Source organism: Streptomyces sp. JLSY215 (assembly GCF_059682825.1).
The window spans coordinates 8906661-8929136 of record NZ_CM185022.1; the positions used below are offsets into that span (position 1 = coordinate 8906661).

19 protein-coding genes and 6 pseudogenes are annotated in these 22476 nt (G+C 69.3%); 15 read left to right on the forward strand and 10 right to left on the reverse strand.

Features of this window, described 5'->3' with window-relative positions; all coding sequences use genetic code 11:
• Positions 1-10 precede the first annotated feature (10 nt).
• Positions 11-1348, reverse strand: coding sequence for an aminotransferase-like domain-containing protein (locus tag AC5677_RS39395; protein WP_497192650.1), 1338 nt, complete (start codon positions 1346-1348; stop codon positions 11-13).
• A 99-nt stretch (positions 1349-1447) separates the two neighbouring features.
• Between AC5677_RS39395 and AC5677_RS39400 the strand changes: the two genes are divergently transcribed.
• Positions 1448-2071: a DJ-1/PfpI family protein gene (locus AC5677_RS39400; RefSeq protein WP_497192651.1), complete on the forward strand. Its 624-nt coding sequence runs from the start codon at positions 1448-1450 to the stop codon at positions 2069-2071.
• A 123-nt stretch (positions 2072-2194) separates the two neighbouring features.
• Here AC5677_RS39400 and AC5677_RS39405 read toward each other — a convergent pair.
• The 4 genes and pseudogenes from AC5677_RS39405 to AC5677_RS39420 form a co-directional block, all read right to left on the reverse strand.
• Positions 2195-2581 (reverse strand): annotated as a pseudogene (locus tag AC5677_RS39405) (transposase family protein); the annotation flags it as partial.
• A gap of 330 nt (positions 2582-2911) precedes the next feature.
• Entirely contained in the window at positions 2912-3115 is a 204-nt protein-coding gene (locus AC5677_RS39410; RefSeq protein WP_497192652.1) for a cold-shock protein, read from the reverse strand.
• Between the two features lie 217 nt (positions 3116-3332).
• Positions 3333-3776, reverse strand: a pseudogene (locus tag AC5677_RS39415) (transposase); the annotation flags it as partial.
• 4 nt (positions 3777-3780) lie between these two features.
• Complete coding sequence (locus AC5677_RS39420) at positions 3781-3981, reverse strand: hypothetical protein (RefSeq protein WP_497192653.1); 201 nt, start codon at positions 3979-3981, stop codon at positions 3781-3783.
• 308 nt (positions 3982-4289) lie between these two features.
• On the opposite strand from AC5677_RS39420, the gene AC5677_RS39425 reads away from it, so the two are divergent.
• From AC5677_RS39425 to AC5677_RS39460, 8 genes and pseudogenes are all read left to right on the forward strand, one after another.
• Complete coding sequence (locus tag AC5677_RS39425) at positions 4290-5312, forward strand: hypothetical protein (RefSeq protein WP_497192654.1); 1023 nt, start codon at positions 4290-4292, stop codon at positions 5310-5312.
• A gap of 250 nt (positions 5313-5562) precedes the next feature.
• On the forward strand, positions 5563-5772 hold the full coding sequence (gene cspE / locus AC5677_RS39430) for a transcription antiterminator/RNA stability regulator CspE (RefSeq protein WP_497192655.1): 210 nt from the start codon (positions 5563-5565) through the stop codon (positions 5770-5772).
• Positions 5773-5964: 192 nt separating this feature from the next.
• Positions 5965-6610, forward strand: a pseudogene (locus AC5677_RS39435) (integrase core domain-containing protein).
• Between the two features lie 690 nt (positions 6611-7300).
• Complete coding sequence (locus tag AC5677_RS39440) at positions 7301-7540, forward strand: ferredoxin (RefSeq protein WP_497192656.1); 240 nt, start codon at positions 7301-7303, stop codon at positions 7538-7540.
• A complete protein-coding gene (locus tag AC5677_RS39445; RefSeq protein WP_497192657.1) occupies positions 7537-8940 on the forward strand; it encodes an NAD(P)/FAD-dependent oxidoreductase in 1404 nt (467 codons plus the stop codon). The genes AC5677_RS39440 and AC5677_RS39445 overlap by 4 nt, the downstream gene beginning before the upstream one ends.
• A gap of 58 nt (positions 8941-8998) precedes the next feature.
• Positions 8999-10267: a cytochrome P450 gene (locus AC5677_RS39450; protein WP_497192658.1), complete on the forward strand. Its 1269-nt coding sequence runs from the start codon at positions 8999-9001 to the stop codon at positions 10265-10267.
• Between the two features lie 23 nt (positions 10268-10290).
• Positions 10291-11337, forward strand: coding sequence for an NAD(P)-dependent alcohol dehydrogenase (locus tag AC5677_RS39455; protein ID WP_497192659.1), 1047 nt, complete (start codon positions 10291-10293; stop codon positions 11335-11337).
• A gap of 190 nt (positions 11338-11527) precedes the next feature.
• Complete coding sequence (locus AC5677_RS39460) at positions 11528-12520, forward strand: diacylglycerol/lipid kinase family protein (RefSeq protein WP_497192660.1); 993 nt, start codon at positions 11528-11530, stop codon at positions 12518-12520.
• A 157-nt stretch (positions 12521-12677) separates the two neighbouring features.
• Here the strand turns inward: AC5677_RS39460 and AC5677_RS39465 are convergent, their stop codons facing one another.
• Both AC5677_RS39465 and AC5677_RS39470 read right to left on the reverse strand, forming a co-directional pair.
• Positions 12678-13352: an HdeD family acid-resistance protein gene (locus AC5677_RS39465; RefSeq protein ID WP_497192661.1), complete on the reverse strand. Its 675-nt coding sequence runs from the start codon at positions 13350-13352 to the stop codon at positions 12678-12680.
• A gap of 537 nt (positions 13353-13889) precedes the next feature.
• Positions 13890-14733, reverse strand: a protein-coding gene (locus AC5677_RS39470; protein ID WP_497192662.1) for an IS5 family transposase whose coding sequence is annotated in 2 segments (ribosomal slippage) — positions 13890-14372 and positions 14374-14733 — 843 coding nt in all. Because the reading frame shifts where the segments join, the coding sequence is not laid out codon by codon here.
• A gap of 251 nt (positions 14734-14984) precedes the next feature.
• On the opposite strand from AC5677_RS39470, the pseudogene AC5677_RS39475 reads away from it, so the two are divergent.
• Positions 14985-15125: pseudogene (locus tag AC5677_RS39475) on the forward strand (flavin reductase family protein); the annotation flags it as partial.
• Between the two features lie 420 nt (positions 15126-15545).
• On the opposite strand, the pseudogene AC5677_RS39480 reads toward AC5677_RS39475, so the two are convergent.
• Positions 15546-16418, reverse strand: a pseudogene (locus AC5677_RS39480) (MFS transporter); the annotation flags it as partial.
• Between the two features lie 825 nt (positions 16419-17243).
• Positions 17244-17534 (reverse strand): hypothetical protein, encoded by a 291-nt coding sequence (locus tag AC5677_RS39485; protein WP_497192663.1) that lies wholly within the window; start codon positions 17532-17534, stop codon positions 17244-17246.
• On the opposite strand from AC5677_RS39485, the gene AC5677_RS39490 reads away from it, so the two are divergent.
• Complete coding sequence (locus tag AC5677_RS39490; protein WP_497192664.1) at positions 17518-17877, forward strand: CAP domain-containing protein; 360 nt, start codon at positions 17518-17520, stop codon at positions 17875-17877. The two genes, AC5677_RS39485 and AC5677_RS39490, sit on opposite strands and share 17 nt — an antisense overlap.
• 62 nt (positions 17878-17939) lie before the next feature.
• Here AC5677_RS39490 and AC5677_RS39495 read toward each other — a convergent pair.
• Positions 17940-18275: pseudogene (locus AC5677_RS39495) on the reverse strand (cytochrome P450); the annotation flags it as partial.
• On the opposite strand from AC5677_RS39495, the gene AC5677_RS39500 reads away from it, so the two are divergent.
• From AC5677_RS39500 to AC5677_RS39515, 4 genes are all read left to right on the forward strand, one after another.
• Entirely contained in the window at positions 18270-18848 is a 579-nt protein-coding gene (locus AC5677_RS39500; RefSeq protein WP_497196924.1) for a glutamate-cysteine ligase family protein, read from the forward strand. The pseudogene AC5677_RS39495 and the gene AC5677_RS39500 sit on opposite strands and share 6 nt — an antisense overlap.
• 232 nt (positions 18849-19080) lie before the next feature.
• Complete coding sequence (locus AC5677_RS39505; RefSeq protein ID WP_497192665.1) at positions 19081-21378, forward strand: hypothetical protein; 2298 nt, start codon at positions 19081-19083, stop codon at positions 21376-21378.
• A gap of 180 nt (positions 21379-21558) precedes the next feature.
• Entirely contained in the window at positions 21559-21972 is a 414-nt protein-coding gene (locus tag AC5677_RS39510; protein ID WP_497192666.1) for a hypothetical protein, read from the forward strand.
• A 49-nt stretch (positions 21973-22021) separates the two neighbouring features.
• Complete coding sequence (locus AC5677_RS39515; protein WP_497192667.1) at positions 22022-22378, forward strand: hypothetical protein; 357 nt, start codon at positions 22022-22024, stop codon at positions 22376-22378.
• The last annotated feature ends 98 nt before the right edge of the window (positions 22379-22476 follow it).

Consider the following 22476-nt stretch of genomic DNA (forward strand, 5'->3'; position numbering starts at 1 on the left):
GGAGGGGAGTTCAAGCGTAGGCGTCCTCGACAGCGACTCGTCGCACGGTACGCAGCGTCGACCGGAGACTGTCCAGATCGGTCGAACCCAGAGCGAGGCGGATCGCCTGCGGTGTGTGCATCGAGGTGGTGAACGGCTCGGCCGTGGATACCGAGATGTGCTGACGCGCGAGGGTGGCGGTCAGGCGATCGGCGCGTGCGTCGTCGGGCAGTGGTAGCCATGTGAAGTAGGACGAGGGGTGGCTGATGAACGGTAGGCCCGCCAGCTCTTGTCCGGCGAGTGCTTGGCGGGCCTTGGCGTCGTCTCGTTTCTGCGCTTCCAAGTGGTCGACCGTGCCGTCCTCGAGCCAGCGGCAGGCGATCGCGGTGGTGAGGGCCGGGGTGTTCCAGGTGGTCGCCCGAATCGCGCGTTCGAGCGACGGCACCACAGATGGCGGTGCGACGACGAAGCCGACCCGGAGGCCGGTGGCGACGCTCTTGGACAGCCCCGAGACGTAGACGGTGATGTCCGGCGCGGTTGCCGCCAGAGGTGGTGGAGGGTCCTCCACCAAGTAGGCGTAGGAGGCGTCTTCGATGATGAGAGGACCGTGCTGTCGAGCGATCTCGATGAGGCGGGTTCGGTCAGTTGCCGGCATGACCCAGCCCAGAGGGTTGTGCAAGGTGGGCATGGTGTAGATCGCGCGCACAGGGCGGGTCGCGCACAGCTTCTCGAGGACCTCAAGATTCGGCCCGTTGGCCGTTGCGGGTATGGGCTCCAGGTCGAGATGAAAGGCATACGCGAGCACCTTGAACCCCGGGTAGGTGAGTGCGTCGACCGCGACGACGTCGCCGGCGTTGAGCGTGGCCATGACGGTGATGGCCAGGCCGTGCTGCGCACCGCCTGCGATGAGGACCTGATCCGCGTCAGTGGTGATTCCTCGACGCCTCAGGTGCCGTGCGATCGAGGCTCTGTCCTGGGGACGCCCTCGATGCGGTTGGTAGCGCAGCAGCGAGTCGATATCACCAGAGGTGGCCACCTCTCGCAGAGCCTGCCGAAGGAGATCGGCTTGCCCGGGCAGCGACGGATAGTTGAAGCTGAGGTCGACCGCATCCGTGGCGACGACCTGCTGATCGATGCCGTGACCGGCGGGAAGGGCGATGTCACGCACGAACGTACCGCGGCCCTGTTCCCGGCTCACCAGTCCCATCGCTTCCAGCTCGGCGTACACCCGAGTCGCGGTCACCACGGCGATGCCCTCACGGGCGGCGAGCCCACGGTGTGTCGGCAGTCGTGCACCCGCGGCGAGCCGTCCGGTCCGGATGTCGGATGCGAGGGCATCGACCAGCATTTTGTACCGCGAGGCTGCCATGCACCGGATTGTATGCATGACAATTCTTTGACTGTCCTGCTCGTGGGTCCTTACCGTCAAGATCCACCCACCGACCCACCACCCGGAAAGACGGCCGCCGTGCACATCGCCATCCTCACCTTCGAGGGCTACAACGAGCTCGACTCCCTGATCGCACTCGGCGTGCTCAACCGGATCAGGTCCGACGGCTGGCGCGTCACCATCGCCACCCCCAGCCCCGAGGTGACGTCGATGAACGGGGTGGTCATCGAGCAGATGTCCACTCTCGAGGAGGCGTGCGCCGCTGATGCCGTCATCGTCGGCAGTGGCATCGCCACCCGCGAGGTCGTCGAAGACCCAGCGATCATGAACATCCTGCGCCGCCTGGACCCATCGCGCCAACTCATCGCGGCACAGTGCTCCGGTGCGCTCGTGCTGGCCAAGCTCGGCCTGCTCAACGACATCCCCGCCTGCACCGACCTGACCACGAAGCCCTGGGTCATCGCCGCCGGCGTCGAGGTGCTCAACCAGCCCTTCTACGCCAAGGACAACATCGCCACCGCCGGCGGCTGCCTGGCCTCGCACTACCTCGCTGCCTGGATCATCGCCCGCCTCGAGGGCAACGACGCCGCCGAAGGCGCGCTGCATTATGTCGCCCCGGTCGGCGAGAAAGAGGAATACGTCGAGCGCGCCTGGCGCAACATCACCCCCTACCTGCCCGCTCCCGCACCGGCGCTCGTCTGAACAACCAGTCGCAAGCAATGACCTTGGCCAGGAAACTACGCCCCCCGACAGCCTGGCCGGTCGTTCCCGGCCCCAACACCTACCGGACTCTTGGACGGTGTCCTGTGTGGTGAGTCGGATGAGACGTTCGTATCGGTGGTTGAGCCGGCGATACCCGGTCAGCCAGGACCTGGCGCGCTCAATGACGCATCTTCGGCACCCGAGAGGTTCGCTGGACTCGATGCCTTTGCGCGCCGTACGGACGCCAATGTGCTTGCCACGCAGCTATTTCTGCAGGTATGGGAACGTTTAGGTCTTGTCGGTGTGAAGGCGTTGAGGATTGAAGTGTCGGCCTCGCTGGGGGTCGTGTCTCGTTTGGTGGCTCTCGATCACTGGCTTCAGCGCAAGGCTGTTGTGGACGTTGGCGGTCGAGACGCCAACGACCAGAGGCAGTCCGTTCGCGTCCGACAGGACGGGCATCTTGGAACCCGGCTTAGCCCGGTCCGCGGGGTTTGGACCTGTGTGTTCGCCCCGGGCGCCGTGCGCGCCGGAGAGTTCCTGCCGCTGCGATGAGTGTTGTAAGTACCTGATTCACCCTAGGGCCTGTCCGACGATTCAGCGCCCGGCCGGAACGGGTTGGAAGAGGCATTACCGTTTCACCGCCGGGTAGTCGTCCAGGCCGCGCAGTCGAGGTCGAGTGTCAGATGCGCTGGGCCTGCGGGAGACAGGAGCACGGGACGAGAGGGGAGTTCCGAGTGGTACGAGGATGCAGCAGGTTCGCGGAAAGGTTCTGAGTAGCGAGGAACCCTTCAGGAAGTCTCCTGAAGGGTTCCCCTCATTCGAGTGCTTCCGCCGACCCGGTCACACGGCGCGGACCTGCTCGGCCTGCGGGCCCTTCGGGCCCTGTGCGATCTCGAACTCGACCGTCTGGTCCTCCTCCAGGTTTCGGTAGCCGCTGCCCTGGACCGCGGAGAAGTGAACGAAGACGTCGGGGCCGCCGCCGTCCACGGCGATGAATCCGTAGCCCCTCTCGCTGTCGAACGACTTGACAGTGCCAGTTGCCAATATTCGACTACGGTCAGTGATTGCTGATACATCGGCGCGGCCTCTGCGGCCTGACCGTGGCCGACCGGTAGGTGGAGGAAGCGGGCTAAGCGCCTGGTGCGTTCTACCCGCCGAGGGGCCGCTGGATCACGGAATCGTCAGCACCTGGCCTACGTTCACCACGTCCGGGTTGTCGATGCCGCTGGCGGCGGCGATGTCGCGGTAGCGGTTGCCGTCGCCGTAGAAGCGTTCGGCGTATCCACCGCTGGTGCGTCGGTATGTCGCCGTCGAAGACGTCGATGGCCGGCAGACGGGCGGCGGCCTAGTGATAGACCCGCGGGCCCTTGGCGCCGTCGCCGCAGGACATCCGCGCCCAGGCATCCGGTGGTGCCTGGGCGATGGCTTGGTCGATCTGCACGAAGGGAGCGTGGAGCTGCTGGGACTTCGGCACGGCCAGGACGTAGCCGACACCGGCTTCCTCCAGGGTGCGGCGCATGCGCCATTCCTGGCCGTAGGCACAGTCGCCGGTCAACCAGGCGATGGGCAGGGACGAGGCCAGGACCCACAGGATCATCGCGCGGGCCGGCTCGCCCTTGGTCGCAAACCCACGGCTCGACGGAATACCTGCCGCCCGGCACCGATCCGTGTCACCTGTCCAGGACTTCGGCAGGTAGAGCTCCCGGCCATCAGTGCCGGTATTCGGCCTGCCAGTTGGGGTCGGCGGCTTGCCGTCGAGCATCGGCCTGCAGCTGGGCGTCGAGGGCGCGGGCTTCCTCCGCCTGGACGGCAGCTTCGGGATGGCCCTCCTCAATGGCGGTCCGGTTGAGCAGGGCCGCCTTGCGCTCGGTCAGCCGGAGGCGGACAGCGGGGTCCGGGCGCTTGTACATGTCCCGGTACAGGTCGTTGAGCCCGTCGTCTGGACGCGGAGCCTGTGGGGTGGCCCATGGCGTCGGTTCTGGCTGTGATCACCAAGGCCGATACCGCGGTCCAGCTCGACGGTCAGCGCCGCGCTCGCCCTGGTCCGGCGCCGGTCAACGAGATCAGTGAGTCGATCTTCTGCGGCCAGTGTGCCCGTCGCCGGAGTAGGCGGACGATCACAGGGGGAGAGATGATCGCGCGATCGGGGTGAACTCGGTCGCGTGGGCGGTTCTCCTGATGATCCTGCCCGCAGACCTGCCGTCTTGGGGAGGATCCGATGTCTGTACACCGTCCGTCCGTCTGTTCTCCGTCGTGGAGAGCCGCGCTTTCCGCCACCGCCGCCCTGGCTGCCGCATGCGGCCTGGTCATTGCTTTACCCGGCCAGGCGTCGGCCGCGTCGATCAGCTGCATTGTCAACTCCGTCCATGTGTCGGGGTCGACGATCAGCGGCACCAGCGGTGACGACACGATCCGCTGCTACGAAGGCGTCGCCCGCGGCATGTCCATCGACGCCGGGGCCGGGAACGACACCATCATCGTCCAGGGAGAGCCCGCGTCGGGCACCCTGGGCGGCAACGGCCAGATCGGCAACGACGGGACGATCGACGGCGGCCCTGGCGACGACACCATCTTCGTCAGAGGCGGCGAAGGCGACAGCGGAGCCGTGACCCATGACGGCGGTAATGGCGGGGACGGCAACAACCGGACCATCATCGGCGGAGGCGGCATCGACACCATCACCGTCCTCGGCGGCAGCGGAGGCGAGGGAGGATTCCGCAGGGGAGACGGCGGCGCCGGCGGCATTGGCAACGACGGCAACATCACCGCCCAGGGCACCGTCATCGCCGCCGGCGGCCCCGGTGGCAACGCAATGGCGCCGGCCAACTGGGACACCGACGGCGGAGCGGGCGGTGACGGCAGCAACAGCGAGATCTACCTGCTGGGCAACCCGGACAACCGGGCAGTGATCACCGGCGGGGCGGGCGGGCACGCCAGCGCCTCCGGCGAAGGCGGCAACGGAGGGCACGGCACCGACGGAGTCAGCGAGGTCACCGGAACCGTGGACATCCGGGGCGGCAACGGGGGCAGGGCCGGCCACCAGGGCTCGGAAGGCGGCAACGGAGGCCACGGCAACAACGATCAGCTCGTCGTCACCGGCCCCGCCCGTCCCGCCGGTACCGTCCAGGGAGGCAACGGCGGGGAGGGACGCCCCGGCGGCGTCGGCGGCCTGGGCAACAACGGAACCCTCACCGGCGACATCACCGCCCTCAACGGCACCACCGGACCAACCCTCCCCTGACCCGGCCGCGCACACCCCCGGTGGCGGCCGGACTCCGCGGGCCCTGAACCGCTCGTCCGCGGGCTGAGCACGGGAGACCGCGGGGCGCGAAGGGCTTGTTACGACTCAGCGCCCGGCGTGAGGAAGTCCGGCGGGTCGTGAGCCCGTTCCTATGTGCAGCACTCGGTGGTCGGCTGCTGTAGTTCAGCCAGAGTGCATGAAAGATGCTCAGCAAGACTCACAGGTTTGTCAGCATGACCGAAGGAGTCGCATGGCGAAGCTAAAAGGCCAGGTGAAGTGGTTCAACGAGTCGAAGGGGTTCGGCTACATCACGCCCGCTGACGGCAGCAAAGATGTCTTCGTGCACTTCTCCGCGATCCAGAGCAACGGCTTCAAGACCCTCGCTGAAGGGCAGAACGTCGAGTTCGAGATCCAGGACGGCCAGAAGGGCCCGTCCGCAGCCAACGTCACGGCCATCTAGGAGCGCCGGGCGCGTGCCAGCACTGTTTCCGACGGGTCGAGACGGCGCAGCAGCGCACCTCAACCCGTCGGACACGCTCTAGATGTGCTGTCCCGGCACGTTGGTGACACGCGTGCTGGGTGCTTGAACGAGGTGAGGGCCTTCTGGCTCGGTGGGGATTGCGACATCTACCGCCGAGTGCAGGAGGCCCTCGTGATCCACCGTAACGCCCCGCTGACACCGACCGGCAGGCTGCGGCTTGCCCGGTGCGTTGTCGATGACGGCCGGCCTCTGCGCCGCGCCGCGGAACGGTTCCAGGTCAGCCACACCACAGCCGCACGCTGGGCCGGCCGCTACCAACTGCACGGGCACGCGGGGATGAGGGACCGCTCCAGCAGACCCCATCACCAGCCTCACCGCACATCGACAGCGGTGGAGAACGAAGTCGTGCGCATGCGACGCGAGCACCGCATCGGCCCGCTGAGGCTGGCCGCCCGCTCGGGTGTCGCAGCATCCACCGCCCACCGGATCCTCACCCGCCGCAGCCTGCCGCCGCTGGCCGCAGTGGACCGGGCCACCGGCGAACCCATCCGCCGCTACGAACGCGCCCTGCCGCGACCTGGGCATCCAGCCGCGCTGGACCCGGCCCTGGCGCCCGCAGACCAACGGCAAGGTCGAACGCTTCCACCGCACCCTGCTCGACGAATGGGCCTACCACCGCCCCTACACCTCAGACGCCGAACGACAGGCAGTGTTTCCCGACTGGCTGGACTGGTACAACTACCACCGACCCCACACTGGAATCAGCGGCCACACCCCAGCCAGCCGCGTCACCAACCTCTCCGGTCAGCACATCTAGACCGTCAGTACCAGTGGCGAACCGGATTACCGAATCTCAGGGATGGCTGTGGCGAGACGGCTGGCCGTTTCACTGATTTAACCTGCAACGAGGTGGGGTTGGCGAGCGGCTCAGCCCGGTGTGGAAGCGTCCGGGTGCCTGGTGCGGTTAGCCACGCTGCGTCAGTTGTTTGCGCTGGCTGCGCATAGGCTCAGCGAACCCCGGCTTCAGGCCCGTCCCCGGCGTCGTGCACACGCAGCTGGGTCACCTGGACCGCCGGGCGGCAGTGCTGTGCTGGCTCGGCTGGTGCGCCGAGTACCAGCGGCTTCAGCCGGCTCGGCCGGCCGGGGCCGTAATGGCTCCCCAAACGCTCGTGATCCCGGCGGCCGCTTTCAAGCGGGCAGGCACTCCGGAAGCGCCCGGACCTGCGCGAACCGGTCAGTGATCAAGAACTAGGGCTGCCCTGAGAGATGGTTTCCGTAACAGCACATTTGCGGTCGCCGCAAGACGGGGTGACCATTTTTTTAGGGGGTACGGCCGGGCAAAGCTAGCTTGATGTCGACGCCATCGAATGTCTACCGCGATTCAGACCGTGACACTCACCGGCAGTAAGCGTCACCGCGAAGCTATCGCCGTGGCGATGAAGATCGAACATTCGGGTCCTCGGCCGGTGGCATCGGCACTGGGCGGCAGATCGGAAGGAGTCTGCCCATGCGAATCGCCGTGGACCTGAATCGGTGCCAGGGGTACGCACAATGCGTGTATTTGGCGAACGAAGTCTTCAGATTGACTGGCCAGGAGGCGCTCACCTACGAGCCGAATCCCGATGACGAGCGGCGCCTGCAGGTTGAGCGAGCCGCTGCGGCGTGTCCGGTGCAGGCGATCGTGATCGACCGCTTGGACAGCGAGGCGGACCGCTTGGACGGCGCGAAGGGGAGCGCGACGTCATGACCGTGCCGGCAACGGTCGCAGAGCTGGTGCGCGAGTTCAGAGCCAATGGCCGGATCGTCATCGTCGGTGCGTCCCTGGCCGGACTGCGGGGCGCCGAAGCCTTGCGTGAGGAGGGCTTCACCGGGTCTCTGACCATTATCGGGGACGAGCCGTACGAGCCCTACGACCGTCCCCCGCTGTCCAAACAGGTGCTCAAAGGCTGGGTACCGGCCGACCACACCAAGCTGCCCCGCCTGCGAGAAGTGAATGCGCAGTGGCGGCTCGGGGTGACCGCCACCGGGTTGGACCGGGCCGCCAAGCAGGTGCGCCTGGCCGACGGCGAGCAGATCCCGTACGACCGGTTGCTGATCGCCACGGGCACCCGGGCGCGACAGTGGCCGAATCCGGACGAAGCCGCGCTGGACGGGGTCTACACGCTGCGCTCGCGTGATGATGCCGCACGGTTGCAAAAGGCGCTGGCCGCCCCGCCGTCGCGGGTCATGGTCATCGGCGCCGGGTTCATCGGCTCGGAAGTGGCCTCCGTCTGCCGGGAACTCGATCTCCCGGTGACCGTCGTCGAGCGGGGCTCGGCGCCGCTGGTCGGCGCGCTCGGCGGGGTGATCGGTGAGATCGCCGCGGAGATGCAGCGCGACCACGGGGTGGACCTGCGCTGCGGGCTGGGCGTGTCGTCACTGGAGGGCGACTCCGGCGGACACGTGCGGCGTGCTCATCTCTCGGACGGAACCACCATCGACGCCGACGTGGTGGTGGCCTCGCTGGGGTCGATCCGCAACGTGGAATGGCTGGAGGGCGCCGGGCTGGCGTCCGGTTTCTGGGGCGTGGGTTGCGACGCCGGCGGTCGCGCCTTCGACATCAATGGAGTGGTCACCGACAGCATCTACGTGGCAGGGGACGTGGCCCGCGCGCCCCACGTGCTGTACGAGTACCAGTTCCTCGCGATGGAGCACTGGGACAATGCCGTTCTCGGCGCCGAGGTCGCGGCCCACAACATGGTGAACCTCGAGCCCCACTATCGCCCGCATCTGCTGCTGCCCGGCTTCTGGTCCGGTCAGTTCGGCCTCAACATCAAGTCCGTCGGTGTGCCGCCTTTCGGCGACGAGATCGTCTTCACGCAGGGGTCCGTCACGGAGCGCCGTTTCGCCGCCGCGTACGGTCGCCGGGGCCGCATCGTCGCCGCCGTCACATTCGATCACGGCAAGTGGCTGGAGTACTACGGGAAGCTGATCGAGCAATCGGGTCCGTTCCCGCCTCCGCCGCCGGGCTGGGACCAGCCCCCCGACATGAAGCCGATTCCGGCCGAGTTCCCGCACCCCGGCGTCCCGACGGCGATCCCAGACGTCGTCCTGACCGGTCACGACCCGAGCGAGCGGGGGGCCGAGTTCCGGCCTCGCCCTCGTTGACGCGCCCGCCGGATGGGCGTGCAAGCGGACATCATCGACAGGAGAAGGAGGGAGCCTCGTGGTCGAGGAAACCCCCTGGCAGCAGGCCCTCCGCTACGCCAACCGCGCCAATCCGTACCCGTTCTACGAGGAACTCCGCAGGACACCGGTGGCGCGGCAGCCTGACGGCACCTACGTCGTCAGCACCTACCAAGAGATCGTCGCGCTGCTGCACGACCCCCGGGTCAGTTCGGATGTCAGGAAGCTCCCCGCCCCGGTTGCGACCCCGGCCGAGGGCTCGACGGAGGCCGAGCCGATCACGGAGGCGGTCATCTCTTTGGAGCCAAACATCATCACCCAGGATCCACCAGAGCACGATCGAGATCGCCGGATGATGACGCCGCATTTCGTCGGCCCGCCCCATTCCCCTCACCTGATCTCCGACCTGGAACCGGAGATCCGCCGCATCGTGGACGGCCTTCTGGACACCATGCGGGGCAAGACCCGGATCGATGCCGTCGACGAGTTCGCCTACCCCCTGCCGGTGACCGTGATCTGCAAGGTCCTGGGCGTACCCCTCGAAGACGAGCCACGCTTCCACAGCTGGATCGAGACGGCCCTGGACGCTTTGGATTTCGGCCCCGAGGCCGCCTCCGAGGAGATACGGAGCCGACTGGCCGGGGGCCGCCAGGCCGTGAAGGAGTTCGGGCAGTTCGCAGCCGAGCTGCTCGACCGGTACTCCCGGCAGCCCGGCCCCGGCATGCTCTCCGCGATGGTGAACCAGGACGGCCCGGAGACAGGGATGCCCACGGGCGTGCTCACGAGCAATGCCTTGCTCCTGATCTTCGCCGGGCATGAAACCACGGTCAATCTCATCGCCCACAGCGTGCTCACCCTGCTGCGGCACCCCGACGCGCTCGAGAAGCTGCGCCGCCGACCCGAGCTGATCGTGCCCGCGGTCGAGGAGTTGCTCCGCTTCGAGTCGTCGGTCCAGTTCTGGCACACCCGCTCCGCCGTCGAAGACATCGACATCGCAGGCACCACCATCCCGAAGGGCGCCCCGATCTTCCTGGCATACGGCTCGGCGAACCGCGACCCGAAGCGGTTCGCCAACCCCGACGAGCTTGACCTCGAACGCCGGGACAACCAGCACCTCGGGTTCAGCCAGGGCATCCACTTCTGCTTCGGCGCTCCCCTCGCGCGGCTCGAGGTCCAGGCCGCGGTCGGCGAGTTCGTCCGTCGGGTGGAAAACCCCCGGCTCGTCGACGACCCCCCGCCGTACCGCCACAACCAGATCTTCCGCGGGCCGCGCCACCTCCTGGTCGACATCGACGGGATCCGCAACTGACTCGGCATGCGCAAAGGATCGCTATGCGGGCTTTTCAACTGGTCGGATGGCAGCAACCGCCCGAGCTGCGCGAGGTGCCGGTCCCCGAGCCCGGGCCGGGACAGGTCTTGGTGAAGGTCGGGGGCGCCGGCGCGTGCCACTCAGACCTGCACATCATGGAGGCACCCGGACCACCACCCGGTCTCGCCACAAAACTGCCCTTCACGCTCGGCCATGAGAACGCGGGATGGGTGGAGAGCCTGGGCCCGGGTGTCACCGGGTTCACGCCCGGAGACCCCGTGATCATCTACGGTCCCTGGGGCTGTGGGACGTGCGCCAACTGCCGGGAGGGCCAGGAGAACTACTGCCAGGAGGCCAGTGGTCAGGGCGGGGGCCTGGGAGGCGGTCACGACGGCGGAATGGCCGAGTACCTGCTGGTCCCGGCGGCGCGATTCCTGATTCCGCTGGGCACCCTCGACCCCCGCCAGGCCGCCCCGCTCAGCGACGCGGGGCTGACCAGCTATCACGCCGTCAAGCGGTCGGTGCACCTGCTGGGGGCGGGCTCGACGGCGGTGGTGATCGGGGTGGGCGGTCTGGGCCAGATGGCCATCCAGATGGTGCGAGCGCTCAGCGCGGCGACCACCGTCGTCGCCGTGGACACCGATGACCGCAAGCTGGAAACCGCCAGGCGCATGGGGGCGGACGAGGTGCTGCTCTCGGGCGAGGACACGGTCACGCGCATCAAGGACATGACGGGGCAACAGGGCGCTCAGCTCGTGTTCGACATGGTCGGCGTAGACCCAACTCTGCGCATGGCTGCTCAGGTGGCCAGGGCGCTCGGCCACCTCACCATCGTCGGTCTCGGCGGCGGAGCCCTACCCGTCAACTTCTCGAGCCCGGCGCACGAGTGCTCGGTCGCCTCGCCCTACTGGGGCTCCCTTCCCGAACTGATGGAAGTGATCACCCTCGCCCGGCAGCAGAAGATCAAGATGCTGGTCGAGCGCTTCCCCTTGGAACGCGCCAATGAGGCATACCAGCTCCTGCACGACGGCAAGATCCAAGGACGCGCCGTCATCACCCCCCACCCATGAGTACTGTCATCAAGGCGACCGGGCCGGCGCCGGACGCCGTAACTGCCGGAGGAAACGTCATGAAGGCGGAAGCCGGTGCGATCGCTGGACCGGGCCGGTGGCGGACGGCACAGCCAGCAGCGGGCCTGGTAACGGCGGCTGTGACGGTGCCGGGCGCCGGGCCGATGAACGCAGCCTGCCGGTCCTTGTCATGACCGAGAACGCGTTCCGACCGGTGGCCGCTGCACGGCGGCCGTATCTGATCGTGAATCCCCGCTCAGGAGGCGGGAAGGCGAGCCGGTTCCGCATCGCGGAACAGGCCCGTGCGTTGGGGGCCCAGGTCCTCCTGCTCGATCCTTCCCGGCCCCAGGATTTGGTGGCTGACGCTCGGCGCGCGGTGGATGACGGTGCGGATCTGCTGGGGGTGGCCGCCGGAGACGGCACGCAGGCACTTGTCGCCGGCGTGGCTGCGAAGAGCGATCTTCCTTTCGTGGTCATTCCGGCCGGTACCCGCAACCACTTCGCGATGGACCTCGGGCTGGACCGTGACGACCCTTCGGCCGCGCTGGAGGCCCTCACGGACGGCGTCGAACTGCGCGTGGACCTCGGGTTCGCCGGCGAGCGGGCGTTCGTCAACAACGTGTCGTTCGGCGCGTATGCCGCCCTGGTGCAGGACCCGGCCTATCGGAACGACAAGATCGGCACGACGGTGCGGATCCTCCCGGAATTCCTGGCCCGCCACCAAGGCCCGGAGCTGGTGGTACGTGCTGGGCTGCTCACTGTTGACCGGCCTGATGCCGTGCTGGTGAGCAACAACCCCTACCGGTTGGAGGACCCGGCCGGGCTTGGCAGACGTGCGCAACTGGACTCCGGGCTCCTGGGGGTCCTGGCCGCCCGGGCGGAGACACCCGCCGACACGGCCGCCCGGCTGCGGGATGGGCAGACACACGGCCTGACCAGTCTGGCCACCGCTGACGAGGTTGTCGTCGATGCCGGCGTCCCGGTCGTGCCCGTCGGGCTGGACGGTGAAGCCGTCACCCTGCCGACTCCCGTGCGGTGCCGGATCAGTCCCCGAACGCTACGGGTACGGGTTCCCCGCCATCGGCCGGGCGCCGCACCCACCGGGCGGCCGCCGGGCTGGGGCACCATCCGGCGGGCAGCCTCGACTGTCGGGCGAACTGTGCACGGCCATAACACCGGCTGACCGAAGCCGAACCGGGCCAGAGCGCAGACTTCCCAGCTCGCGACATGCGCACACAGCGCGCGGCCCTGGCCGGCGACGAGCCGCGCAGCAGGTCCCAGACAGAACGGGCAACGGCTTTTCGCTGTTCGCCGGTGGCCGACTGATCCGGCTCCGGTGATCAGTGCTGGGGGTGCGGACGGTGGAAGAGGGGGCGCCGCTGGGCGGCGGGTGCCGGAGCAAGACGGGCCATTTCGACGCGCATCACAACCGCGCGGACCACCTCAGTCAGGCCCAGGACTATGGCCATGATGCCCACCACCAGGGTGAGCGCCGCGATCGAGGCGAACGGCGAGACGATCAGCACGATGCCCGCCAGAGCGCTGATGATCCCGAAGGCCACGTGCCAGCTTCGGGCCGGCATGTCCTGGGCGGAGGCCGCCACGGCCGTCTCCATGGTGCCGCGCAGCAGCCAGCTGAAGCCGATCCACAGGGCGAGCAGCAGAATCGACTCCAGGGCGCCTCGGAAGCAAATCAACCCCAGCAGGATGGACAGCGCGCCTGTGAGGAAACGCATCACCCGAAGATGCCGGGGTACGTGCGTGCCGAAGGCGCCGGCCAGCTCGAAGACGCCGGTGGCCAGCAAATAGACGCCGAAGAGCACACCGAGGACCCGCAGCGTTGCATCCGGCCAGACCAGGGCGATCACGCCCAGGGCGGTGGTGGCCAGGCCCATGGTGAGCAGGATCTGCCAGCCCATGTTCGCCAGGAAGGCCATGCCTTCGGCCGGGGGAGTGTCCTGTGCCTCGGTGCTGCGCGGGGGAGCGGGGCCGGGGGACTCGGAAGGGGATGTCATGACGTCTGCCTCCTTCTGGGAGCAGGTGGTCACGTCGGTACACGTCCATCGTCACCCGATCGGCCCCGTGTCGCTTGGCGGAGACGGAGATCGCGGCCTTGATCCGCTGCGGGCAGTGGTGAGGTTCGTCCGTTGGTCCCAACAGGAACCTCCCCGGTCCGCTGGGACACTCCATGAATTGTTTGGACCAGATCGTCTTGCCGTTCTGGCCATGGCGGCAACCCCAGCGCGCGCCGAGTTGAGCGATAAGGAACAGGCCGCGTCCTCCCTCGTCGGTGGTGCGTGAGCCCGCAGGCGGGGCTGGGTGCTGTTGGATTCGGTGACCTCGCCGACCAGGACGTAGTGGCATATCAGACGCCACTCCGCCAGCGGGCGACCGTAGCGGATGGCGTTCGTCAGCAGTCCGCTGACGATCACCTCGGTGGTGAGGAGGAGGCCCACCAGCCCCCACAGGGTGAGTTGGAGGCTCGGTCTGGCCTGGGCGTTGCGAATTCAGCGTCCGGCGGACCGAAGTCGAACTAGGCCGTTTCCTTCGGATCACCTTGCTGACCAGATGAAGATGGCGGCGATGTGGAGTCCGGCGAGGTAGATGGTGGCGGTCTTGTCGTATCGAGTGGCCAGGCCGCGCCATTGCTTGAGCTTGTTGATGCACCGCTCGACGGTGTTCCGCTGCTTATAGGCGTCACGGTCGAAGGCCGGCGGGCGGCCACCTTGGCGGCCGAGGCGCTTGCGGTTGGCGGCCTGGTCGGCGGGCCGTGGGATCACTGCCCGGATTCCGCGCCGTCGCAGGTGGGAGCGGATCGCGCGGGAGGAGTACGCCTTGTCCGCGAGGACCGCGTCCGGTGTCGTTCTGGGCCGCCCGGTCGATCTGGGCACCCGCAACCGGGCCCTTACCTGGGCGAATGCAGGCGCGTCACCGGCCTGGCCCGGTGTGATGACGAACGCGAGCGGGCGGCAGTTGCCGTCCGCGGCGAGGTGGATCTTGGTGGTCAGCCCGCCGCGGGAGCGTCCGAGGGCATGGTCGTCCGGCTCGCCGGCCGGGGCCCCTTTTGACGGGCCCAGCGGCGTGCTGGTGGGCACGGACGATCGTGGAGTCGACCGCGACCACCCAGTCGAGGTCGCCTTCGGTATCGGCCTGGGCGAGGAGGGCGGTGAAGAGCTTCTCCCAGGTGCCGTCGGCGGCCCACTTCCGCAGCCGGTTGTGGGCGCCCTTCCACGACCCGAAGTGCTCGGGCAGGTCCATCCACGGCGTGCCCGTGCGGTACTTGAAGGCGATCGCGTCGATCACCTGCCGGTGATCCCGCCACCTACCACCCCGCCGAGGGGTCCGGTCCGGCAGCAACGGTTCAATGCGGGCCCACTGGGCGTCAGTCAACGGCACACATCAACCATCGGTCCGATGATCCGAAGGAAACGGCCTAGATGGTCGTAGAGGTTGAGGGTGACCTGGCCCCCGCGGGCGTGGGCGGGGACCTCGAAGTCCTCCCGGATGGTGGGGGCTGCTGTGGGCGCGGTGTCGGCTCCTGGTGCTCGTCGGCTCCGATACCGGGCACTTTCCGTCGCGCTCAGGGGTTTGGTGGTGCCGTGGATCCGCTGTAAGATCCGCGGCCGCCTGTGTGGATACTGATCACCATGCGCATTGGCTTTGATCCTGCTGAGATGTCCCGCAACGAGTTCTACAGGCTTCTGACCTCGGTGGTCGTGCCGCGGCCCATTGCCTGGGTGTCCACGATCTCCGCGGACGGCACTGCAAATCTGGCACCTGCGAAGTTCTGAGGAAAGTGGTATCGGCTTCGCTGACGTTAGTCCAGGTCAGCGAGGGTGGGCAACGGTGTGGTGAGTGAACGCGGACCCGTGCCGTACCTGTTGTCCGCGCTACGCCGGGTCAAGACTTCGCTGAGGGGGTGGGGGAGTGGGGAAGAGGACCGCCGCCGGCTCGCAGTCGGCGCGGTGCTGCACACAGCCGGGTAGGGACTGCCAGGATCGGGGCATGCAGAGACCGACGATCTCGGTACCTACATCATGTAGTCCTCTACCTCGCTGCCCTGACCTGGGGTGATGCGGTCATGCGGGCCTCTGGCCTACGAGGAAAGGCCTTTCAGCGTTTTTCAGGCTCGTGTCGTGCTACTCAGCCGATTCTCCCCACGCGCTCCCAGCACCGCCTAAACTCCCCAGATTCTCCCCAGGAAGGCCCACATAGTTGGTGACGTTGTAGAGCAGCACCAGCCCCATGCAGATCAGCACGGCCTCCCGGTGCCGGGTGAAGATCTCCTTGAGCCGGCCCTTGCCCGATTGCCGCGCCTCCCCCACGGGGTCCTCCCCGCCCGCGGCGACGGCCTCCTCGGCGTCGTGGTGCGCCTGTTCGGCCTCGCGCTGGAGGGCCGGGGTCTCCTCCAGCCTCAACCGCATGTACAGGTCGATCAGGCCCAGCGGCCCGCGACGAGGAACGGCAGCCGCCAGCCCCAGCTCACCAGGCCGTCGTCGCCGAGCACGGCGGTGAGCACGGTCACCAGTCCGGAGCCGAGCGAGTAGCCGACGAAGGTGCCGAAGTCCAGCCAGCTGCCGAGGAATCCGCGCCGGGTATCCGGTGCGTATTCGGCGATGTAGGTGGTGGCTCCGGCGTATTCACCGCCGGTGGAGAAGCCCTGCACCAGGCGGCAGATCAGTAGCAGGAGGGGCGCGGCGAAGCCGATCGTGTGGTAGCTGGGCAGGAAACCGACGGCGAAGGTGCTGATCGCCATCATGATCATGGTGGCGGCGAGCACACGTTTACGGCCGATGCGGTCGCCGAGCGGGCCGAATGCCAAACCGCCCAGCGGCCGGAACGAGAAATGCCGCGGCGAATGTGGCGAACGCCGAAACGACCTGGGCGCCGGGGGAGCTCGACGGGAAGAACACCTTCCCCAAGGTGCCTGCCAGATAGGCGTAGACACCGAAGTCGAACCACTCCATGGTGCTGCCCAGGGCCGCCGCCGACACGGCCTTACGCACCGCGGGCCGGTCGGTGACCGTCACGTCCTCCGCGCTCAGCGGCTGTTTGCGGCGGCGCAGCAGAATGCGGAGCATGCGGTCGGTGGCGGGGGTACCACCTCGGGCCGGTTTCCGGCTCCGGCTCGGCTTTGGCGGCTTGCGGCGTCCCGGGCTCATTTCATCCCGTCGTCGGGGCTGATCCGATGTCGCATGAATGCCTCATGAATTCCTCACAAATACCTCGTAGTGCCCCTTATTTGCGGTCCTTCGGCTATCCATTATTCCCCGGAATGTCCTATCGGATGACGGTACGGGGGTGTCACGTGTCGCCCGCGGGTGCGTGGCGGGCGGAGGTGCGGGTAGGCGTAGCGGGTTCCACGGCCGCCCGTGACATCCGTCATACGGCGACGACTCTCAACTATGGCGTTTAGTAGATCTTGCCGAAGTGGCAAATAGGTCTTTATCCGGCTTGATCTGGTAATGGCGTGCGTAGGGCAGGGTGCGCGTCGATTGCCCTGATCCTTTTGCTCGCGCCTCCCCGCAGCGCCCGGTCCTGACGGCGCGGCAGATGCGAACGGGAGCCGCGGGGGTCCGGGCTGCATGACCGTCCGTCCATGGCAAGGGCGTCGAAGACTACTAGCGCACTTAGTAGAAGGCCGCGTTGCCTCGGCTGTGCGGCGCTTCTCAGAATGGCGGCCGGCGCGGCGTCTGCCCTGCTCAGGCGTGGGGGACGGGACGGGGCGGAGCGAGCCGTCCGATGGCGATCCGCAATGAGCGAATGAGGTCACGCATGACAAAGCACCGCAAAAAGCGGAACCACCGGCGGATAACCATCGCCGCCCTCGCCGTAACGGCCGTCGGCGTCCCCTCCGTCGCCCTTGCCTGCCGGGGTGGGTCCGACGAGGCGGGTCACTCCCACCATCACTGGACGAACGCCTCGTCGCTCGGGCACCGGGCGACGAAGGCCCCCCGGAGCCAGGAGCCCACCAAGAGCCCCGCGAAGCGCTCCGCGAAGCCGAAGCACTCGAAGGCGGCACCGAAGAAGCCGAAGGCGTCGACGGCGCCGAAGAGGACGACGGCGCCCGCGGCGCCGAACACGCCCAAGGCGCCTGCCCCGACGAAGACGGCCCCGGCGCCCGTCGCGACCCCGCGCGCCGTCCCGTCCACCGCCCCGGCCTCCGGTGTCGCGGCCCGCGTGGTGCAGCTCGTCAACCAGGAACGCGCCAAGGCCGGCTGCTCCCCGCTGACCCTCAACGAAAAGCTGACCAAGGCCGCCCAGGACCACAGCAGGGACATGGCGGACCACAGGAACATGTCGCACACCGGATCCGACGGTTCGGATCCGGGCGCCCGGATCACGGCTGCCGGCTACAACTGGGGCAGCTACGGGGAGAACGTCGCCTACGGGTACGACACCCCGGAGAGCGTGATGGCGGGCTGGATGTCCAGCCCCGGACACAAGCGCAACATCCTCGACTGCTCGTTCAAGGAGATCGGCGTCGGCCTCGCGCAGCCCGGCAGCTACTGGACGCAGGACTTCGGCGCCGCCCAGTAGCCGCAGCCGGACCTCGCGGATGACGCCGCCACTGCGGGCGTGACGCTGTCGGCCCCCGCCACTCACCTGCGCTCGACGAGCAGGTGGCGGGGGCCGCGCAGCACCGGGCTGCGCCGGTAGGGCGGCGGGTCCTCGACCAGGCGGGCGCCGTCGAGGTGCGGGAGGAGCACGGTCAGCGCGATCTGGGCCTCCAAGCGGGCGAGCGGTGCGCCGAAGCAGCTGTGGACACCGATGCCGAACCCCAGATGCGGATTGTCCTCACGGACCGGGTCGAACCGGTCCGCGTCGGGAAAGCGCCGGGGGTCGCGGTTGCCGGAGGCCAGTACGAGGATGAGCGGAGCGCCCTTGGGAACCGTCACGCCCGCGACCTCGATGTCCGCCAGCGGGGTGCGCTGGGGCGCACGGGCGGATGTCCCAGTACAGGGTGCGCTCCCCGAGGGTGGCCCCGGTCTCCTCCAGCACCGCGGCGCGAGGAGGCGGCCGTCTCCGCCATCCTCGTACGGGCACTGGTCGTGCAGGCCCTGGGGCGGGTACGCATCGGCGATCCGGGCCCCAGGATGAGTGAGTCGGTGCTGCGCGCCGCCTGCTGGCGCGCCGCCCGCGACGGCCTGCCCGGACACGGCCTCGCGCCGCACACCAACCGCCTCGTGCCGACCGCGCACGTGCTCCGGCGGCTGCTCGACCACGCCCGACTCGCACTGGAACGCTTCGGCGAACTGGGCCGGGTCACCACCGTGCTGCGCCGGCTCGCCGTCCACGGCGGAGGCGCCGAACGGCAGCGGGCCGCCCACGCCCCCCGAGAAAGCCTGCTCGACGTCGTCAACCACGTTGCGGAGCACACCTCTTGCTCCGCCACGTGGCAGCCCCCTGCGGCGGAAGCGCCGGTTGCCCCGTTCTCCCTGGCCCTTCGGGACGTGCCGGACACCCCGGACGAGGAGGACACACCGATCGGCACACCCCTCGGCACATGAGCCGTGGCCGCGGCCGCGCGCCGGCGAGCGCACTGACACAAGTGGCAGATGGCCGATGGCAGTTGACGGGTGACGCGGATGGTCGGTGACCGGCGGCCCGGTCACCCCCGAAAAACAATGGCGAGGGGCCCGCACGGGCGCATACCCTCCCTTCCATCGGCGTGTAGCTCAGTAGGAGAGCACCGGGCTTCAGACCCGGAGGGCGCAGGGGCGGAACCTGCCACGTCGGCTTATGAACGACGACGCTGAGCAGCAGCTTTCCGCCGGGTCCCACCCCACCGCGAGTTACCCGCAGGGCCTGCTGGCCCAGGCCCTCCTGACGTCGCTGACCCATGGCGACGCCGAAACCCGCCGCCGCGCCGCACACCGCGCCGACCGCTGGCACGCCGTGCTCGCCGGGATGGCCGACGGCCGCCTGACCATCGGCTCGCGCACCCCGGTGGCAGGACTGCCCGCCTGGGTGACCCCGGAGGTCGTACGGGGCGGCTTCGCCACCTCCGCCGCGCGCGCCGAGGGGCCGCTCCAGCCGTACGAGCGCGAGGCCGCGTCCCTGGCGGGACTGCCCGCCGATCGCCGTGCACTGTTCGCGCACTGCCTCACCGAGCCGGGTCTGGCCCGGCTCTACGCCCTGCTCGACAGCGGTCGCTACGAGATCACCGTCCCCGAGGAAGCCGCGCTGCTGACCGTGGCCTGGCTGGTGCGGGCCGGGGACGTGGCCGGCGCGCTGGAACTCGTCGACGTACTGGAACCGTTCGCCGGCAGGCTGCGTTTCACACCCCGCCCGTCCGCCCTGCCCGCGCCCGACGTCCGGGCGGTGCACCGGCGTACGACCGGCGAGGCCGGCGCGGTACTGGCCCGCCGTCGGCCCCACCCCGCCGTGGAGGCCCAGCGCGAGGCGCTCACCGTCTGGCAGCCGTTCGGCGACGAACTGCTCGCCCACTGGCTGGAAACCGCCGGGGACGGCCAGGTGCTGGCCCGCGTCCCCGACGATGCCTGGCACGACCGCGGCGCAGCGCTCCTCCACCGGTACCGGAACCTCGCCGCGACCCACACCCGCTGCGCCAAGCACCGCAGCCCGAAGGAGAACCTGGGCATCCTGCGCGGCGCCCTGGAGGAGACCGTCGCCCGACGGCCGCTGGACGCGCGCCGGCTCGGGCTGCTGCGGCATGCGGTGGAATCCATGGTGCGGCGGCGCGGTCGGCCCGGATCCGGCCGGCACACCCAACTGCGCACCCGTCAGGCGGCGCAGGCGGCACTGCCCTCGCACCACGCCCTCGCCCAACTCCTGCTGCGCCGCCTGTCCGGCCTCCCGCAGGAGACGGGAGTGGCCGATGCGGCGCCGCTGGTCGCGGAGGTCTCGGCGCAGGAGGCGGCGGAGACCGGACTGCCCGCAGGAGCGGCGATACCGGTGGCGGTCCGGCAGGTCGTGGAAGGCGCGCTGAGCGCCCCGATCGGCACCCTCGTGGAGCGCGGTGTGGTGCCGTCTGCCGAGGTCCTGGCCGAACTGGTACCGCAACTGGTCGCCGCGACCGGCGCGCAGACCTACCGCGACGATGCGCTGCGCACCCTGATGGCCGCGAACTACCGGGCGTTCCGCAACCGCCGCTCCCTGCTCCTGCTCCACCTGGAGCGGCAGGTGCGGGCCGAAGAACTGCCCTGGGTGGCGGCGGTGGCCCGATACCGCGGCGGCGCGGAGGGCCAGGAGCCGGCCCGCGCCGCCCTGCGGCAACTCGGCGAACTGGCCGTCCAGGCGTTCCCCGGCACGCTCCTGCCCAACCCCCTGATCCGCGAACTCGGCGTGCTCGCCCGGCAGGCCGAGTCCGGGGCTCCGCTCGTCGAGGAACTGGCCGCGGACATCTTCATGGGCACCTTCACACCGAAGTTCCTCGCGGCGGCGCGGGTCGCCGCGGAACTGCTCGGCGGCACGCTGTACGAGCGCTACTACGACATCGACTACGCAGCGGTCCGCAACCTCGCCGTCGTCGAGGCGAGCCAGGCGCTGACCCGTACCCACCGGCCGCGCACCTCAGCCGGATTCGCGAAGCTGTGCACCGAGCGGGCCGGCGCGTCCGGCGCCTGGACGGTGGCGGCCAACGGCAAGGTCATAGAGCAGGCCCAGATCCTGACGACACACAACCTGGCGACGCTGGTCAGCCGGGCCGGCATCGCCCCCGAGCCCGGCTGGGAGGACCTCGCCCGGCGCTGCTTCACCACCGTCTGCCGAATGACGGCCCGGATTCCGGGTAACCCGCGGCCGCTGTCCGCGATCAAGGACGCGGCCTACGCATGGCGCCAGATGGTGTTCCACCTCTCGCTCTGCGCGCCCGCCGCGCAGGCCCGGGCGATCGCCCGGCTGGACGAGGAAGCCGCCCGTCACCCGGGCCATGTCGCGGCCCGGCTCGCCCCGGCGCTGACCGGCCTGCGCCAGGTCGCCGCCGGCGGCACGGCGGACTCGGGCGACGGCCGCCGCTTCCTCGGCTGGACGACGGAGCCGCACTGGCTCGGCCCGGCCCCGCGAAGCCGCGACTGACCCGGGCCGCGTGCCCCGCACCCGGCCCACGCAACGGCCTTCGGAGACGTCCCGCCGCCGGGCCCCGCCCGGCGCCCGCCCCACGACCGTCAGGCCCTCCGTGCGGGCCGAGCGGAGGGTCGCGGACAATGGTCGCTATCGCGCCGTGCTGCAAGCGCGGTGCAACTACGGGGAGTTGATATGCACCATACGCACGGCGAGGCTGCCCTCGTCCCGGCGGCGCTGGTCGTCGCTTTGGTCGTGCGCCGGCAACTGCGTACCAGACCGGTACGGCGCAACCGCTCGCTGATCGGTCCGGCCGTCCTCGGCGTCCTGGGCACCTTGAGCCTCGCCTTCGGCATCGCCTCGGTCGTCAAGTACCGCCCCCTGGCCGCGCTACCGATCGTCCTCCTGGTGACGAGCCTGGCCGTCGCGGCGGGTCCGGGCTTCGCCAGGGCCCGCACCGTACGGATCTGGCACGGGCTCCAGGGCGAGGTGCTGCGCAAGGGGACCGCGGCCACCACCGGACTGTGGCTGGCATCGGTGGCGGTGCACTTCGCGCTCGGCCTGGGAACGCAGAACCTCGTGGTGCGCGGGCGCGCCGCCGCACTGTGACAGCGGTCCGGCGCGGCACCCGAGGGCCGTCTGCGCACAGGCTCCGGCCGTGCACTCCCCACGCTTCCTCGTCGCCGCCGTCGCCCTCGTCTCCGTCCTGGCGTTCGGTACGGCGTGCTCCGGCGGCCGTCCGTCCCCTCCCGCGGACGCCGCCGCGCCGACGGCGCACGACGGCGCGGCCCGGCCCACCGAGGTCCGGCCGCCGGCCGCCAACGCCGCCTTCGACTACCAACTCGGCGGCGCCTACCCACCGCCCGCCACGGTCCGTGCGGTCTCCCGCGACCGCACGGCCGCACCGGCCCGCGGCCGCTACAACATCTGTTGTCTTTCCAGCCGTAGGGCTACAGCAGGTAGACGGTCTGCTGCTTGGTGTCCGGCACCGACCTCGCCGAACGCCGGGGAGTAGCCACCCGCATGGTCTGCTGCGCTATCGACCGCCTGCACGAGCAGGGCCACCCGGTCGACGACGCCCGCGGGCACGCCGGTGACTCTCGCCGAACCTGC